The sequence below is a fragment of the Nesterenkonia sphaerica genome (assembly GCF_005771565.1).
GTDB lineage: Bacteria > Actinomycetota > Actinomycetes > Actinomycetales > Micrococcaceae > Nesterenkonia > Nesterenkonia sphaerica.
This window is the reverse complement of the sequence record NZ_VAWA01000002.1, coordinates 168,065-182,746: the sequence shown is the minus strand read 5'-3', so window position 1 is coordinate 182,746 and position 14,682 is coordinate 168,065. Positions and strand designations below refer to the sequence as shown.

15 protein-coding genes, 2 tRNA genes and 1 pseudogene are annotated in these 14,682 nt (G+C 64.7%); 6 read left to right on the top strand and 12 right to left on the bottom strand.

Features of this window, described 5'->3' with window-relative positions:
• Positions 1-69 precede the first annotated feature (69 nt).
• Positions 70-927, top strand: coding sequence for a 3-methyl-2-oxobutanoate hydroxymethyltransferase (panB, locus tag FEF27_RS02355; protein ID WP_138169216.1), 858 nt, complete (start codon positions 70-72; stop codon positions 925-927).
• A gap of 25 nt (positions 928-952) precedes the next feature.
• Here panB and FEF27_RS02350 read toward each other — a convergent pair whose 3' ends face one another.
• Positions 953-1,120, bottom strand: a complete 168-nt coding sequence (locus FEF27_RS02350) for an SPOR domain-containing protein (protein WP_138169215.1) — start codon at positions 1,118-1,120, stop codon at positions 953-955.
• 47 nt (positions 1,121-1,167) lie between these two features.
• Here FEF27_RS02350 and map point away from each other — a divergent pair, with 47 nt between their 5' ends.
• From map to FEF27_RS02335, 3 genes are all read left to right on the top strand, one after another.
• The gene (map, locus tag FEF27_RS02345) at positions 1,168-2,052 is read left to right on the top strand and encodes a type I methionyl aminopeptidase (protein WP_138169214.1); all 885 of its coding nucleotides are present in this window, start codon (positions 1,168-1,170) and stop codon (positions 2,050-2,052) included.
• Between the two features lie 99 nt (positions 2,053-2,151).
• The gene (ppgK, locus tag FEF27_RS02340; RefSeq protein WP_138169213.1) at positions 2,152-3,027 is read left to right on the top strand and encodes a polyphosphate--glucose phosphotransferase; all 876 of its coding nucleotides are present in this window, start codon (positions 2,152-2,154) and stop codon (positions 3,025-3,027) included.
• A 78-nt stretch (positions 3,028-3,105) separates the two neighbouring features.
• Positions 3,106-3,182, top strand: a tRNA-Val gene (locus FEF27_RS02335).
• Between the two features lie 53 nt (positions 3,183-3,235).
• Here FEF27_RS02335 and FEF27_RS02330 read toward each other — a convergent pair.
• On the bottom strand, positions 3,236-4,690 hold the full coding sequence (locus FEF27_RS02330) for an FAD-dependent oxidoreductase (RefSeq protein ID WP_341805610.1): 1,455 nt from the start codon (positions 4,688-4,690) through the stop codon (positions 3,236-3,238).
• Between the two features lie 368 nt (positions 4,691-5,058).
• On the opposite strand from FEF27_RS02330, the pseudogene FEF27_RS02325 reads away from it, so the two are divergent.
• Both FEF27_RS02325 and FEF27_RS02320 read left to right on the top strand, forming a co-directional pair.
• A pseudogene (locus FEF27_RS02325) lies at positions 5,059-6,327 on the top strand (DEAD/DEAH box helicase); the annotation flags it as partial.
• A 153-nt stretch (positions 6,328-6,480) separates the two neighbouring features.
• Entirely contained in the window at positions 6,481-7,389 is a 909-nt protein-coding gene (locus FEF27_RS02320) for an EamA family transporter (RefSeq protein ID WP_138169210.1), read from the top strand.
• A 96-nt stretch (positions 7,390-7,485) separates the two neighbouring features.
• Here FEF27_RS02320 and FEF27_RS02315 read toward each other — a convergent pair.
• The 10 genes from FEF27_RS02315 to rplU all read right to left on the bottom strand — a co-directional run bounded on the left by FEF27_RS02315 (position 7,486) and on the right by rplU (position 14,614).
• Positions 7,486-7,558 (bottom strand) — tRNA-Ala (locus tag FEF27_RS02315).
• A gap of 51 nt (positions 7,559-7,609) precedes the next feature.
• The gene (rsfS, locus tag FEF27_RS02310; RefSeq protein WP_138169209.1) at positions 7,610-7,990 is read right to left on the bottom strand and encodes a ribosome silencing factor; all 381 of its coding nucleotides are present in this window, start codon (positions 7,988-7,990) and stop codon (positions 7,610-7,612) included.
• A gap of 14 nt (positions 7,991-8,004) precedes the next feature.
• Positions 8,005-9,048, bottom strand: a complete 1,044-nt coding sequence (locus FEF27_RS02305; protein ID WP_138169208.1) for a hypothetical protein — start codon at positions 9,046-9,048, stop codon at positions 8,005-8,007.
• Entirely contained in the window at positions 9,045-9,743 is a 699-nt protein-coding gene (gene nadD / locus FEF27_RS02300) for a nicotinate-nucleotide adenylyltransferase (protein ID WP_279526776.1), read from the bottom strand. The genes FEF27_RS02305 and nadD overlap by 4 nt, the downstream gene beginning before the upstream one ends.
• A 1-nt stretch (position 9,744) precedes the next feature.
• Positions 9,745-9,921: a hypothetical protein gene (locus tag FEF27_RS13265; protein ID WP_166429884.1), complete on the bottom strand. Its 177-nt coding sequence runs from the start codon at positions 9,919-9,921 to the stop codon at positions 9,745-9,747.
• A gap of 77 nt (positions 9,922-9,998) precedes the next feature.
• Complete coding sequence (locus FEF27_RS02295) at positions 9,999-11,273, bottom strand: glutamate-5-semialdehyde dehydrogenase (protein ID WP_138169206.1); 1,275 nt, start codon at positions 11,271-11,273, stop codon at positions 9,999-10,001.
• A complete protein-coding gene (gene proB, locus FEF27_RS02290; RefSeq protein WP_138169205.1) occupies positions 11,270-12,385 on the bottom strand; it encodes a glutamate 5-kinase in 1,116 nt (371 codons plus the stop codon). The genes FEF27_RS02295 and proB overlap by 4 nt, the downstream gene beginning before the upstream one ends.
• Positions 12,382-13,884: a GTPase ObgE gene (gene obgE / locus FEF27_RS02285; RefSeq protein WP_138169204.1), complete on the bottom strand. Its 1,503-nt coding sequence runs from the start codon at positions 13,882-13,884 to the stop codon at positions 12,382-12,384. The genes proB and obgE overlap by 4 nt, the downstream gene beginning before the upstream one ends.
• Positions 13,885-13,996: 112 nt before the next feature.
• Positions 13,997-14,254: a 50S ribosomal protein L27 gene (gene rpmA, locus FEF27_RS02280; protein WP_138169203.1), complete on the bottom strand. Its 258-nt coding sequence runs from the start codon at positions 14,252-14,254 to the stop codon at positions 13,997-13,999.
• 51 nt (positions 14,255-14,305) lie between these two features.
• Complete coding sequence (rplU, locus tag FEF27_RS02275; protein WP_138169202.1) at positions 14,306-14,614, bottom strand: 50S ribosomal protein L21; 309 nt, start codon at positions 14,612-14,614, stop codon at positions 14,306-14,308.
• Positions 14,615-14,682 lie beyond the last annotated feature (68 nt).

Sequence of the window (14,682 nt, the reverse complement as noted above, 5' to 3'; positions counted from 1 at the left end):
AGTAGGTGCTGCCTCAACCATGCCCAACTCTACCCAACACGCCGCAGCCACCGGAGTAGTCTGGAGCTTATGTCCCATGACGAACACGCAGCCCCGTATACGGGCCCCCAGGCGGGGACCGCGGCCAGAGCTCCCAAGCGGATCCGCACCCATCATCTGCAGCGGTTCAAGCAGCAGCAGCAGAAGTTCGCCATGCTCACCGCCTATGACGCCATGATGGCCAATGTGTTCGACGAAGCGGGCATCGAAGTCCTGCTGGTCGGCGACTCTGCGGCCAATGTGATGCAGGGCCGGGAATCAACTCTTGGTATTACCGTCGATGAGCTGCTCGTCTACGCCAAGTCCGTGGTCAACGGGGTCAGCCGCGCCCTGGTGGTAGCAGACCTGCCCTTCGGCAGCTATCAGGCCTCACCTGAGCAAGCCGTCCACACCGCAGTGCGCTTCATGAAGGAGGCCGGGGTTCATGCGGTGAAGATGGAGGCTCACGGGGCCACGGTCCCGCATGTGAAGGCCGTGGTCGACGCCGGCATACCGGTGATGGCACACAGCGGCTTCACCCCGCAGTCAGAGCATCAGCTGGGGGGATTCCGGGTCCAGGGCCGCGGAGAGCAGGCCCGGAAAGTGTTGGACGATGCGCGAGCCCTCCAGGACGCAGGAGCTTTCTGCCTGCTGGTGGAGATGATTCCGGCCGAGCTCACCACCGAGCTTGAGGCGGCTCTGACCATCCCGACCATCGGTATCGGTGCCGGCTCCGGGGCAACCGGTCAGGTGCTGGTTTGGCAGGACATGCTGGGTCTCAACACCGGTCGGCTGCCGCGGTTCGTGAAGCAGTACGCCGACCTGCGCAGCATCATCACAGATGCGACCCAGAATTTCCGCCGCGACGTGGTTCAAGGCACCTTCCCCGCACAGGAGCACACCTTCTGAAGCCGGTGGTGGGCACCTGAGCGCCTCAGGCGTCGTCGTCCTCTTCTTCCCACTCCTCATTGCGCTGCTGCACCTTCTCCAGCGCTTGCGCCGCCTCTGCATGAGTCTTGTACGGTCCCAACAGGTGCTTCCACGAGGATTGGGGCCCGTGTTCGACCTGCCCGGTGCTCAGGTTGTACCAATATTCAGTCACCTGTCCAGACTACGCCCTCCGCCGGAGCGGCCGATAGGATTTGCGCTATGGCTTCCGCACCCTCCCACGCACCAGTCGGCACCCTAGCCCCCGGAACCCTGACTCCGGAGCGGAAGGTTCCCGAGCACATTTCCCGCCCGGATTATGTGGGCCTTGCCGAACCGCCGAAGTACACCGGCCCCGATGCATTCGACAGCGCCACCGTGCAGCGAATCCGCCGGGCCGGTCAGCTGGCTGCGGAATGCATGATCGCCACCGGAGAGCTGATCCGTCCCGGGGTCACCACCGATGAGCTCGACGCTTTCGCCCACAACTACCTGGTGGAGCGCGGCGCGTATCCCTCCTGCCTGCTCTACAGGGGGTTCCCGAAATCCATCTGCACCTCCATCAACGAGGTCATCTGCCACGGGATCCCCGACTCCACGGTGCTGCAGGAGGGCGACATCGTGAATCTGGACATCACCGCGTTCCTCGACGGGGCCCATGGTGATCACAACGTCACGTTCCTGGTCGGTGAGGTCGATGAGGAGTCCCGACTGCTGGTGGAACGCACCCATGAGGCCATGATGCGTGGCATCAAGGCGGTTAAGCCCGGCAGGCCGATCAACGTCATCGGCCGTGCGATTGAATCCTACGCCCGGCGGTTCAACTACGGGGTGGTCCGTGAGTTCATTGGGCACGGGGTGGGTCCGGCTTTCCACACCGGCCTGGTCATTCCACATTACGACGCCGCCCCTGACTATGGGCAGCCGATCGAACCCGGAATGGTCTTCACTATTGAGCCGATGCTCACTTTGGGGACACGGCACTGGGACCTGTGGGAGGACGGCTGGACGGCGGTGACCCGCGATCGGCGGCGCACCGCACAGTTCGAGCACACAATCCTCGCCACCGAGCACGGAGCCGAGATTCTCACCAGCCCCTCCGGCTGAGGCGTCCGCGCTGACTGGCCGGGGCACGCTATTCTGTTCGTTGAATCACTGCGGTGCAGCGTGGCGCCGGTCCGCCTTTTTGACTGATCTTGGAGAGTCATGACCAAACCAGATACGCTCGCGCCCGCTGCCCAGGCCGTGGGTCCCCTCAGCGCAGCCCTTCCTCCCCTCCCGCAGCGCGCCATCGGCATCGACGTCGGCGGCACCGGCATCAAGGGGGGAATAGTCAACCTCAGGAAGGGCAAGCTCACCGGGGAGCGCTTCCGCATACCCACCCCTCAGCCGGCCACACCCGAAGCTGTCGCCGGAGTGATCGCCGAGGTGCTTGATGAGCTCCTCTCCCGGGATAAGGCCCCTTCGGCCGAGGAGCTCAGCGTGGGCGTCACCCTACCCGGGATCGTCATTGACAATGTGGTGCTCTCGGCGGCGAATATCGACGAATCGTGGTTGGAGTGCGACACCACGGAGCTGCTGAAGGATTTCCCGGGCCGGATATCCACCCTCAACGACGCCGACGCCGCCGGTCTGGCCGAAGCCCGCTACGGGGCCGGTGCCAACAGACCCGGCACCATCATGACAGTCACCCTGGGCACGGGAGTGGGCACCGCACTGGTCCATGATGGGGTCCTGGTGCCCAACTCAGAGCTGGGACACCTGGAATTTGAGGGAGCCAAGCCCGCCGAGGCCAAAGTCTCCGCCTCAGCTCGGGAGCGCCTGAACATGCCGTGGCCGGAATACGGGGAGACGCTGCGTCGGTTCTTGGTCCATGTTGAACGCATCCAGCCGGTGAGCCAGTTCATCATCGGAGGCGGCATTTCCAAGCGCAGTGAGGACTTTCTGCCCTTCGTCACCGGACTGCGGGCGGAGGTTGTGCCCGCCCAACTGACCAACAACGCCGGTATCGTCGGCGCCGCCCTCTATGCTGCTGAGCGCGCGCGGTTGGCCGCTGCAAATGCGCTGGGGTCAGCAGAATGAGCCCTGCTCCGGATCCGTCCAAGACGGCGGTTCAGCGCTCATTTGCTATGATTGTGGATCGTGCCGATCGCGGCACTTGCGCCGATAGCTCAGTTGGTTAGAGCACTGCGTTTACACCGCAGGTGTCGGGAGTTCGAGTCTCTCTCGGCGCACCATTGTGACGGACTGGGTTGAGTTCCGTTCAACGGGTCGGGCGCGGTGCGCACAGTCACTCCGGCTCCAGGTGGTTCACCGCCGGTCCCTCCAGCACCTGGCCGTCAGCGGCGAATCTTGACGCGTGCAGCGGACAGTCCCAGGAGCACTCGGCGTCGTTCCACGTCACCACCCCTCCCATATGCGGGCACACCGCAGAGACGCGCCGCGTCACGCCGTCCACCGTGGAGACACCTACGGGCCGGCCGTGGACTCGACCGACCGTGCCCTGACCCTCGCCGGGAGGGTCATCGGGCAGGGCGTGCAGCTCCGTCTGGATCCAATCCCGGGTCATACGCGCCCCAATGGATGCATTGTCCTTGGCTGCGGTGGCAAGCCCCTTCACCGACGGGGGACGCTGCGACAGTGCCTGCGCCCACGGCATGTGCCCGCCGAGAATCTGGCCGGTGATCGCCAACGCCGCAGCCACCCCGTTGGTCATGCCCCATTTGTTGAACCCGGTGGCCACATAGATACGGCCTCCACTTTGCGGCAGCAGGCCGAAGTACGGCACAGAATCGGCCGGTTGGTAGTCCTGGGCGGACCAGGCGTGAGTGCGCTGCGCACCGGGGAAGCGCCGCTGGGTCCAACTCTCTAAGTCTCGCTGCGCTGCCGCCGGGGAACCGGCCCGTCCCACCTGATGGCCGTTGCCGCCGACCAGCAGCAGCTCCTCGCCGTTGACCGGGGCCGAACGCAGACTCCGCCCGGGCTGATCCAGCCCTAAGTACATTCCCTGCGGCACCGTCATCCCCTGGGGCAATCGGTAAGCCTGGGCGTAGGAGCGCAGCCCTTTCATCCTGGCGAAGTGGCCACCGCGGTCCAGAGCGGGGGCACCAGTGGCCAGCACCACCTGATCGGCTGAGAACTCCCCGGCGGAGGTCTTGACCACTACGGGTTTGCCCGTCGTTGCGCCCTGCATCCGTATGCCCTGTGCAATGTGTCCGCCGCGCTCCACCAGTTCCTCAGCCAGGCTCTGCAGCACCGCAAGGGGGTGGATCTGCGCCTGGTCCTTGAGCTCCACCGCGGCGCCTACCGCGTAGGGCAGCTCAGCCGGTTCTGCCCAGGCGGCGTCGAGTCCCGCCTGGTGGCAGGCATCGAGCTCCTCCTCCAACGAGCCTGCTGAATCTTCGGCGTAGATGTACGCCGGCCGGTCCTGATACTCCACCCCGCGGTCCTGGAGGTACCTCAGAAGCCATGACTGTGCCTCCCTGTTGCCTTCCACATAGGCCTGGAGCGTCTCCACCGAGCGGGCGGAGAGGATCGCGGCGAGGTTACCGCCCTGCAGCAGAGACACCTTGCCGGTGGTGTGACCTGTCGCCACAGCGCCGACGCTGCGGGCTTCCAGCACCAACACCTGGTGACCGGCTCGAGCGAGCAGCACGGCCGTGGTCAGACCCGTCAAGCCCGCCCCCACCACCACGGAGTCCCACTGGGAACCGGGGGTGACGGGTTCCTGACCAGGGAGACTCACAGATTGGGTGTCAAACCACAGTGAACTCATGAGGGCGCCTTCCAACGGGGGCAACGGGTCTCCCATCCTCGGGAGGCTGACTGGACAGCGCCGTGACGTGACCTCTGAGGGGCCTGAACCTTTCCGCGATACACGCGAATTTCAGTCTGCGACGCTGGTCCGGTATCGTTAGGCGGTCGGGTTGTAGTGACCCGTGCGTCGTAGGAACGTTCTTCAGCCGGACCGGTGATCACCGGGCTCGGGCTTCATGGCAGTGGTCTTCTCGCGGCGACCTGAGTGCACCGCCCGGTGCATCCACGACCGCCAGTCTCTGGGTTGTACGGCTATGTGCTGTGCCTTCGTGCTGGCCCATTTGAAAGGCATCCGCCATCTCTGACAATCCGAAAACTTTCGTCGACCTCGGTGTGCCCACAGCGCTGGTTCGCGCATTGGCTGCCGACGGAAAGTTCCAAGCTTTTCCCATCCAGGAACAAACCCTTCCCGATACACTCTCCGGCCGCGATGTGCTTGGCCGTGGCAAGACCGGCTCGGGCAAGACCCTGGCATTCTCCATTCCGCTGGTTGCTCAACTAGCCGGGACGTCCGGTCAGCCGCGCAAGCCGCGCGGACTGGTTCTCGCTCCGACCCGTGAGCTGGCCACCCAGATCAACGCCGTGCTTGAACCGCTGGCCGCTGAATACAGCCTGCGCACCACCACAGTCTTCGGTGGGGTGAGCCAGAAACACCAGGTCGACGCGCTGCGCCGCGGGGTAGATATCCTCGTCGCCTGCCCCGGCAGATTGGAAGATCTGCTCGAGCAGGGCCAGCTGACCCTCGATGCAGTGCAGGTCACCGTGCTCGACGAAGCTGACCACATGGCTGACCTCGGTTTTCTTCCCGGGGTGACGCGTATTCTGGCGAAGACTCCGAAGCAGGGTCAGCGGATGTTCTTCTCTGCCACTTTGGACAACGGAGTCGACAAGCTGGTCAAGCGCTTCCTGCACGACGAACTGCTCCACTCAGTGGATGAGGCTACCTCTCCGGTTTCCGCTATGACTCATCACGTGTTCGAAGTTCCTCCAGAGGAGAAGAAGCCGCTGGTGAAGGCGCTGGCCTCCGGCACCGGCAAGCGCATTTTGTTCACCCGGACCAAGCACCAGGCGAAGAAGTTGGCCAAGCAGCTCACTGCTGATGGCACTCCGGCGGTGGATCTTCACGGGAATCTTTCGCAGAATCAGCGCGATCGCAATCTCGCGGCGTTCGGCGGCGGAGATGTGCGGGTCCTGGTCGCCACCGATGTCGCGGCCCGGGGTGTCCACGTGGATTCGGTGGAACTCGTGGTCCATGTGGATCCCCCAGCTGAGCACAAGGCGTACCTGCACCGCTCCGGACGCACCGCACGCGCCGGAAGCAGCGGCGACGTCGTGACAGTGATGCTGCCCGAGCAGCGCCACGACACCCAAGCCCTGCTGCGCAAGGCTGCCATTAAGGCCCAGCCGTTGACAGTGACCAGCAGTTCACCTGCGGTGGCAGAGCTGGTGGGTGACGTGGCGGAGTACGTGAAACCTGCTGTCCATACCGCCCCGCAGCAACGCAGCTCAGCACCCCGGGGCGGGCGGGGCCCCGCTTCACGGGCACGGCGAAACCAGCCGGGTCGCAGGTCCACGCAGTCCAGACGCGTCAAGAGTTGAGCAGGTGACTCTCCGGCATTCACGCTAGGGCCCTGGTGCCACCCATGCCACCATAGGTACCGTGCTGAAGCTCAGCGAAGAGCCAGGCGTAGGTCTCATCGGCAGGAGTTGGGTGGCTGAATGCTTACGAAGTATCTGGTCCGCGTGCCCGGGCCCCCTTGGTTGCTGGCCGTGGTGGCGATCTTCGCCATCCAGCTCACCTCGGCCCTGTCGGTGCCGCTGATTGAGCTGGTCGGACCCGGTGGGACCGCCTGGCTGCGGCTGAGTATGGGGGCATTGCTGATGCTGGCGTTGGTCCCGCCTCCGCTTCGCTCACTGCGGCGCGGCGATGCCCCCGTCCTGCTGGGCCTCGGCATCGGGATGGGGCTGACTACCGTAGCCTTTCTGGCCGCCATTGAGCGGATTCCGCTGGGAACGGCGGTCGCGATTGAGTTTCTCGGACCGCTCACCGTGGCGGCGGTACGCAGCGGGAGTCTGCGGACTACAGTCTGGCCTGTGCTGGCTCTCGGCGGTGTGGTGCTTCTGACCGAACCCTGGCATTCAGAGTTCGACGTCGTCGGCGTCGGCTTCGCTCTCCTCGCCGGCATCGGCTGGGGCACTTACATTGTGCTGCTGCAGAAAGTCGGCGACCGGTTCACCGGAGCGGGCGTGCTGTCCGCCACCCTTCCGGTGGCAGCGGTGACCGCAGGAGTCATCGGTTGGCCGCAGGCGGCCGGACATATCGATGGACGGGTCCTGCTGATCGCCCTGGGACTGGCGCTGCTGGCCCCCGTGGCCCAGTTTGTCCTGGAACTGGCGGCGCTGCGCCGAATGACTGCCACCGCCTTCGGCACCCTGATGGCATTAGAACCTGCCGCTGCGCTGATCCTCGGGCTGGTCATCCTCGCGCAGCTGCCCTCTGCCTTGCAGTACGTGGGGATCATGCTGGTGGTAGTGGCTGGGGCATGCGCCCAAAGGGGCGGCCTGCGTGCTCCTCCGCTGACCACCGGTCCGGTCCCCCTACCGGAACCCAGGCGTCCCACCGATTGACGCTTAGACGCACCCACGCCTGAGGCCTTGGACGCGAGCCCCGGTAGAAAACGAAAAACCCGCCTCAGCGGGCGGGTTTCTCGACAATACTATGGGTGGAGCATATCGGACTCGAACCGATGACCTTCTGCATGCCATGCAGACGCGCTACCAGCTGCGCCAATGCCCCCTATTTTGGTGTGGTTCCCGCCGTGTTCTCCACGTTGGCAACCCCTATACGTTACACCGCCGGAGGAGCGGCCGGCAAATTCAGCTTCACCTTCGGCACATCGGCGTAGAGCCGGTCGAGCCCATAGACGGCACGCTCCTGTTCGTGCTGAACATGGACCACCATGTGTCCGTAATCCAGGAGCACCCAGGTGCCGGAGTCTCTGCCTTCGCGCCGCAGCGGAGCGGAATCGTGAACCGTCTTCAGCTGCTTTTCGATCTCCTCACAGATCGCACCGATCTGCCGCTCGGACGGTGCCGAACAGACCAGGAACGCATCGGTGATGCCCAGGCGCTCTCCGACGTCGTAGCCTTCGATGTTGGTGGCCAACTTGTCGCTGGCAGCAGCGGCTGCGGTGCGCAGCTCAGCAAGTACAGTATCTGGGACAGTCATCAGTGCCATTCAGTCTAGAAGAGTACAAAAGCAACAGTCGCGAGGGCGATAAGCAGCAGCAGTCCCAGCACAATCGCAGTCCACATCAGGAACCGCTGCTGATCTGCTTGCCGCGCGGTAGCGTCAATCATCTTGTTTAGGTCTAACCCGTGGGCGCCCTGGGCGTGCACCGGCTCAATCTGACCGGTGGCATACTGCATTTCCTCAGGGTCCTGCGCCAAGGAGTCGCGCACCATCTTCTCAGTGAGGATCTGCGATTCCGGGCGCTCACGGCTGCGCCGACGCCGTTCCTGCTCGGCCTTGGCGTGCTTCTTGCGCATCCGCTCTTGATTGGCCTGCATGGCCTTCGCCGCCAGTGACTGCTGCCGCTTCAGCAGTTCAGGGTCTACGGTGTTGGCGTCTTCTACCTTTGCGATCTCGGCATTGGTCGCATCGAGCTCGGCCAGAAGTTCTGGACTCAGCCGTGGAATGGACTGGGTCTCCTTGAGCATCCGCCGGACCCGCCGCGTTTCCGCCATCCGAGCCGCGGTATTCTCCGGCTTGGTCGCCTCGTCCTGAGCAGCGGCAGGCGGGTCCTGACTCGGAAGGTCCTGCGTGGGAAGCGCCTGCTGCACAGCGGCATCGGCGATCTCCTCCTCCGGGCGTGCCGGGGCTTCCTCGGGCTCCGGAAGCGGTGCAGGCTCCTCTTGCTCCGGCAGCTCGGCCTCGTCGGCGGTGTCCTCCGCGTCCGCCTCCTCGGCAGTCTCCTCCGCTGCATCCTCGGCGGGGTCATCCGTTAGGGGCTCAACTGCCGGGGAGGCCTCAATAGCCACCTCGGGCTCTTCGGGGAGTTCGTCACTTTCCGACGCGGCGGTGGCCTGCACCGCGCGGGCCAGTTCATCCTCGGCCGGCGCAGAGCCTGCGCCCTCTGTGGCGTTGTCTGACTCCTCCTGAGCGTCATGCTGTGCAGCCAGCTCAGCTTCCCGGCGGCGGCGCAGCTCTTTGCGCGAAACCGGCAGATAGCGCTCCCGGAGCTGCTCTCCATTGGCTGCGTGCTGCTCAGTCGTGTCTGCGCTCATGCGGAACCCTCCCGGTGGTGTTGCTCCATGGTATGCCCTGGTGGCGCGTCACTCGGGCGTGCGCCGGGACCAGCCTGGTAGAGCTTGTGCTTATTGATGTACTGGACCACGCCGTCAGGAACCAAGTACCAAACAGGATCACCGGCTTGACCGCGCGCCCGGAGGTCGGTGGAGCTGATCGCCATGGCGGGGATTTCCATCAGGGAGATGTTTTCGGCGCGCCCGAAGTCTTCGCTGCGGTACCCGGGACGGGTCACCGAGACAAAGTGCGCAAGTTCCCACAACTCCTCGACGTTCTTCCACGACATGATCTGGGCCATGGCGTCAGCGCCGGTGATGAAGAAGAGATCGGCATCGCTGTACATGGCCCGGAAATCACGCAGCGTGTCGATGGTGTAGGTGGTGCCGCCACGGTCGATATCCACACGGGAGACGGAGAACCTCGGATTGGAGGCAGTGGCGATCACCGTCAGCAGGTACCGGTGCTCAGCTGAGGTGACACGTCTGCCCGCTTTCTGCCACGGCTCACCGGTGGGAACGAAGATTACCTCATCCAGGCTGTACTCCGCGGCCACTTCTGAGGCGGCCACCAGGTGACCGTGGTGGATGGGGTCGAAGGTCCCGCCCATGATTCCGAGACGTCGTCTTCGACCTTCCGAGCCGGCCCCGGCGGGGGTGCTGACAGGCGGTGTCAAGTCAGTGGTGGCCCTGGGGGTCAGCCGGGAGTTCCTTGCCCTTACCCGAGAATGCGAGGGTGATCAGCAAGCTCAGCATGAGCAGCGCAAATATGATGATGCCATACCAATGAGCTGGCATGGGCAACTCATAGCCGTTGTACGGATCGGCCAGCAGTGCAAGAACGGGCAGGTTCATACCTCTCCCTTAGGACGCAGTGTCAGGATCTGAGACGAGTCTACTAGGAAACTGCGCCATTTCTGGTATGTCGTCGCTCAACGGACCTGCCCCTCTCCACGGACGATCCATTTGGTGGTGGTCAGCTCGGCCATCCCCATGGGGCCCCGGGCGTGAGTCTTCTGCGTAGAGATCCCCACCTCTGCGCCCAAACCGAATTCCCCGCCGTCGGTGAAGCGGGTGGAGGCATTGACGATCACTGCCGCGGCATCGACCTCGGCAATGAACCGTTCTGCAGAGGAGACCGAGTCCGTGACGATCGCCTCGGTGTGCCCGGTGCTGTAGTTGCGAATGTGGCTGATCGCCTCGTCCATGGAATCGACCACGGCCACCGACATCTGCAGGTCCAGGAACTCGGTGCGGTGGTGCTCCTCAGTGACTGAACCGACCTGCGCCGTTGCCCCCTCGGGCATCCACTGCGCCGCCCTGGAGTCGACGTGCAGGGCGACGCCGCCGCGGGCCAGAGCGGCCAGCGCTTCTCTGCCAGCCCGCTCTGCCTGGGCATGAAGCAGCAGGGTCTCGGCGGCGTTGCACACGCTGGGCCGGTGCGTCTTGGCATTGACGACGATGTCCCTGGCCATCTGCGGGTCCGCTGTGGCGTCGACGTAGACGTGAACGTTGCCTTCACCGGTCTCAATGACAGGAACCTTGGAGTTGTTGACCACATGCTGGATCAGCTCCCGTCCCCCACGAGGAATGAGCACATCCACACTGCCTCGAGTGTTCATCAGCTCCGTGGCACCCTCCCGCCCGAACGGGTCGATGGTCTGCACGGCATCCACCGGGACCCCCACAGACCGCAAGGCCTCACGGATAATACTCAGCAGCATCTTATTGGTGGTCAGCGCCGCCGAGCCGCCGCGCAGAATGACCGCGTTGCCTGACTTCAGCGCCAGCGCAGCAATGTCGACTGTGACATTGGGCCGGGCCTCATATATGACCCCGATGACGCCGAGCGGTACGGCGACTTGGCTGAGCCTCAGCCCATTGGGCAGGGTGCGGCCCTGGATGACACGCCCCACCGGATCGTCCAATCCGATGATCTCCTCCACGGCGCACGCGAGGCTCTCGATCCGGTCTTTGGTCAGCCGAAGCCGGTCCTGCAGCGCTGCTGAGAGGCCACTTTCGCGTCCCCGGGTCAGGTCCTCTTCATTGGCTTTGATCAACGCTGCCCTGGAGTCGCGCAGGCCCTCGGCCAGGGCGGCCAGGGCCCGGTCCTTGTGGCGCCGGTCCATCCTCCCCAGGGGTCGGGACGCCTCTCGCGCCCGGCGGCTGATCTCGGCGATTTCGGAACCTTGCAGTGCTGCGGTCATGCTGTTACCTCCACTCGAGCCATATCATCAGTATGAATCACCGGCCGCTGGTAGTCCTCCCCGAGCTGTTCAGCCAGCTCGGCAGTCTTCTTGCCACGCATCATCCGCACTTCGGCAGCCGAGTAGGAGGTAACCCCCCGGGCTCTGACCTGCCCGTCCGGACTGAGGATTTCAACGACGTCGCCAGCTTCAAAACTTCCCGAGACCTCAGTGATTCCTGCCGCAAGCAGGGACCTGCGGCGCTCCGCGACGGCGCTGACCGCCCCCTGGTCGATGGTGATGCGGCCCTTGGTATGGGCAAGATGAGCTAACCAGGCAGATCGCGCACCGCGACGTCTCCCCCGAGGGAGAAACAGGGTCCCGATCTCCTCGCCGGCGAAGAGCCGTTCGGCGTTGGCGGCGGAGGTCAGGCGAGCCGGAATGCCGTGCGCTGTGACGATCTGGGCGGCCTCCACCTTCGTCACCATGCCGCCAGTCCCGATCCCGGCTCGGCCGCGGGGGCCCAGGGTGACCCCGTTGAGGTCCTCGGTCTGCGCCACCTGGGAAATCGGCTTACCGCCCTCAGCGGGCGGCCCGTCGTAGAGCGCGTCGACATCGGAGAGCAGCACCAGGCCGTCGGCTTGAATAAGGTTGGCGGTGAGTGCGGCCAATCGGTCGTTGTCACCGAAGCGGATTTCAGCGGTGGCCACGGCGTCATTCTCATTGATGATCGGCACCACTCCCAGTGCCAGCAGCTTTTCCAGTGCGCGCAGTGCGTTGACGTAGGTGGCGCGACGAGTGAGGTCCTCGACAGTCAGCAGCAGCTGCCCCACTTCTGCTCCATGGTGCCCGAAAGCTCGCGAATAGTGCGCCATCAGCTGGCCCTGACCCACGGCGGCAGCGGCCTGCTGCGTGGCTAGATCCTGCGGCCGGCGTTCCAGCTTCAGCGGCGCCAGCCCAGCGGCGATGGCCCCGGATGAGACCAGCACGATTTCGGTCCCGCGGCTGCGCAGTTTCTGACAGGCATCGGCGAGCCGGTTCAGCGCCTGGACGCTGATGCCGCCGTTGAGGGTGGTGAGGCTGGAGGAGCCGACTTTGATGACCAGACGTCTGGCCTCAGTGATGAACGTCACCGCTCCTCCACACTCTCGGTCTCACCAGCGGTGTAGAGCTCGTTCATCTCCTCGCGCACCTGCCGTTTGGTGGCCCGCCGCTCGGCCTGCTCCTGCTTCTTCTCCGCACGGGTGGGCCGGTGCTGATCCTCAAATCGCAGATCTGTCCCGCGTGCACCCAGGTGCTCAGCACCCGCAGCCATAGTGGGTTCCCAGTCGAAGACGACGCCGTCCTCCTCCGCGCCGACGACCACCGATTCTCCGGGCACGGCTCCGAGCCGGAACAGCTCATCCTCGATGCCGATCGCCTGCAGTCGGTCGGCCAGGTAGCCCACCGCCTCATCATTGTTGAAGTCAGTCTGCAGAATCCAGCGTTCAGGTTTGGTGCCGCGAACACGCCAGAGCGGCTCGCCGCCCTTCTCCTGACGGGTGATGGTGAACCCTTTGTCATTGACCGCTTTGGGCCGGACAGTCACCGGTACCGGGGCAGCCTCCACCTGCTGCTCGGCCCGGGCCTGTTCCACGAGCCCCGCCATGGCGAAGCTGAGTTCGCGGAGCCCCTTACGGGAGACCGCTGAGATCTCGAAAACCCGGTAACCGCGCTCTTCTAAGGTGCTGCGGACGAGGTCCGCCATCTCCTGACCGTCCGGGAGATCCGTCTTGTTCAGCGCCACCAGCCTCGGCCGTTCCGTCAGCGGTAGACCATCGGCGGCATAGGCGGCCAGCTCCTGCTCGATGGCATCGAGGTCGCCCACAGGATCACGATCGGTCTCCAGGGTCCCGCAGTCGAGCACATGGACAAGTGCTGCACAGCGCTCCACGTGACGGAGGAACTCGTGGCCGAGCCCCTTGCCCTCAGCGGCCCCCGGAATCAGCCCAGGGACGTCGGCAACAGTGAAGCGGGTCTCCCCTGCCTCCACAACACCGAGATTCGGCACCAGGGTGGTGAAGGGGTAATCAGCGATCTTGGGCCGGGCAGCTGAGAGGGCCGCGATCAGGCTCGACTTGCCTGCCGAGGGGAATCCGACCAGCGCCACGTCCGCGACAGACTTCACTTCCAGCACCACGTCGACTTGCTGGCCGGGGGTGCCCAGCAGCGCGAACCCGGGTGCCTTCCGCCGCCTGGAAGCCAGAGCCGCATTGCCCAACCCACCGATTCCGCCCTCGGCGATGCGTGCCCGTGCACCAGCGCCAACGAGATCTGCGATCACCACCCCCTGGCGGTCGGTGACGACGGTACCGTCGGGCACACTCAGTTCCAAGGTCGCGCCGCGGTGCCCGTGACGCAGGCTCCCGCGGCCCACACCCCCGTTCTCCGCCCGGCGATGCGGCCGGTGGTGGTAATCCAGCAGCGTGGTGGTGTTGGGATCGACCACCAGCTCCACATGTCCGCCGTCCCCGCCGTTGCCGCCGTCGGGGCCTCCCAGGGGCTTGAACTTCTCTCGGTGCACCGAGACGCAGCCGCTGCCCCCGTCCCCGCCGGCGGCATGGAGCACCACCCGGTCGACGAAATGTGCCATTGCTGGATCCCCTTTGACTGTGGTCTTCAAGATACAAAAAGGCCCGGCGAGCGATGCTCCGCCGGGCCTTTCGACGGGACTGCGCCCGTCGGTGAAACTCTGCTGGGCCGGCTCAGCCGACCGGTGGAACGATGTTGACGACTTTGCGGCCGCGCTTGTTGCCAAACTCGACAGCACCGTCAGCAAGGGCGAACAGGGTGTCGTCCCCGCCGCGGCCCACATTGGTGCCGGGGTGGAACTTGGTTCCGCGCTGGCGGATGAGGATCTCACCAGCGGAGACGGCCTGGCCGCCGAAACGCTTCACACCGAGGCGCTGGGCGTTGGAGTCGCGACCGTTGCGAGTTGAGCTCGCACCTTTCTTATGTGCCATGGAACTTTACCTCTCAGGAATGGGAAATCTGGAACCAGTCTACCGCCCGATTCAGGCGATCGAGGTGACCTTCACGCGCGTCAGCTCAGAACGGTGACCCTGCCGCTTGTGGTAGCCGGTCTTGTTCTTGAACTTATGAATGACGATCTTCTTACCGCGAAGGTTCTCCTGAACCTCGGCGGTGACAGTGACCTTGGACAGCGCGTCGGCAGAGGTGGTGACCTCATCCCCGTCGACCAGCATCACTGCTGGCAGCTCGATGGTGCTGCCTGCCTCGGCCTCGACGCGGTCGAGGGTCACGTGGTCTCCGACGGAAACCTTCTCCTGGCGGCCGCCTGCGCGGACAATCGCGTACACCACTTGGGACTCACTTCTCTCGTTGAACGTGCATGAAAAAGTATCTGGGCGCAGAACAGCGCCAGCGATTC

Excerpts from the sequence above, each read along its gene's own strand:
- FEF27_RS02320 (WP_138169210.1), top strand. The coding sequence starts at position 6,481 with ATGCTTACGAAGTATCTGGTCCGCGTGCCCGGGCCCCCTTGGTTGCTG.
- FEF27_RS02305 (WP_138169208.1), bottom strand. The coding sequence starts at position 9,048 with ATGAGCGCAGACACGACTGAGCAGCACGCAGCCAATGGAGAGCAGCTC.
- obgE (WP_138169204.1), bottom strand. The coding sequence starts at position 13,884 with ATGGCACATTTCGTCGACCGGGTGGTGCTCCATGCCGCCGGCGGGGAC.
- panB (WP_138169216.1), top strand. The coding sequence starts at position 70 with ATGTCCCATGACGAACACGCAGCCCCGTATACGGGCCCCCAGGCGGGG.
- FEF27_RS13265 (WP_166429884.1), bottom strand. The coding sequence starts at position 9,921 with ATGAACCTGCCCGTTCTTGCACTGCTGGCCGATCCGTACAACGGCTAT.
- ppgK (WP_138169213.1), top strand. The coding sequence starts at position 2,152 with ATGACCAAACCAGATACGCTCGCGCCCGCTGCCCAGGCCGTGGGTCCC.
- map (WP_138169214.1), top strand. The coding sequence starts at position 1,168 with ATGGCTTCCGCACCCTCCCACGCACCAGTCGGCACCCTAGCCCCCGGA.
- rpmA (WP_138169203.1), bottom strand. The coding sequence starts at position 14,254 with ATGGCACATAAGAAAGGTGCGAGCTCAACTCGCAACGGTCGCGACTCC.
- rsfS (WP_138169209.1), bottom strand. The coding sequence starts at position 7,990 with ATGACTGTCCCAGATACTGTACTTGCTGAGCTGCGCACCGCAGCCGCT.
- FEF27_RS02295 (WP_138169206.1), bottom strand. The coding sequence starts at position 11,273 with ATGACCGCAGCACTGCAAGGTTCCGAAATCGCCGAGATCAGCCGCCGG.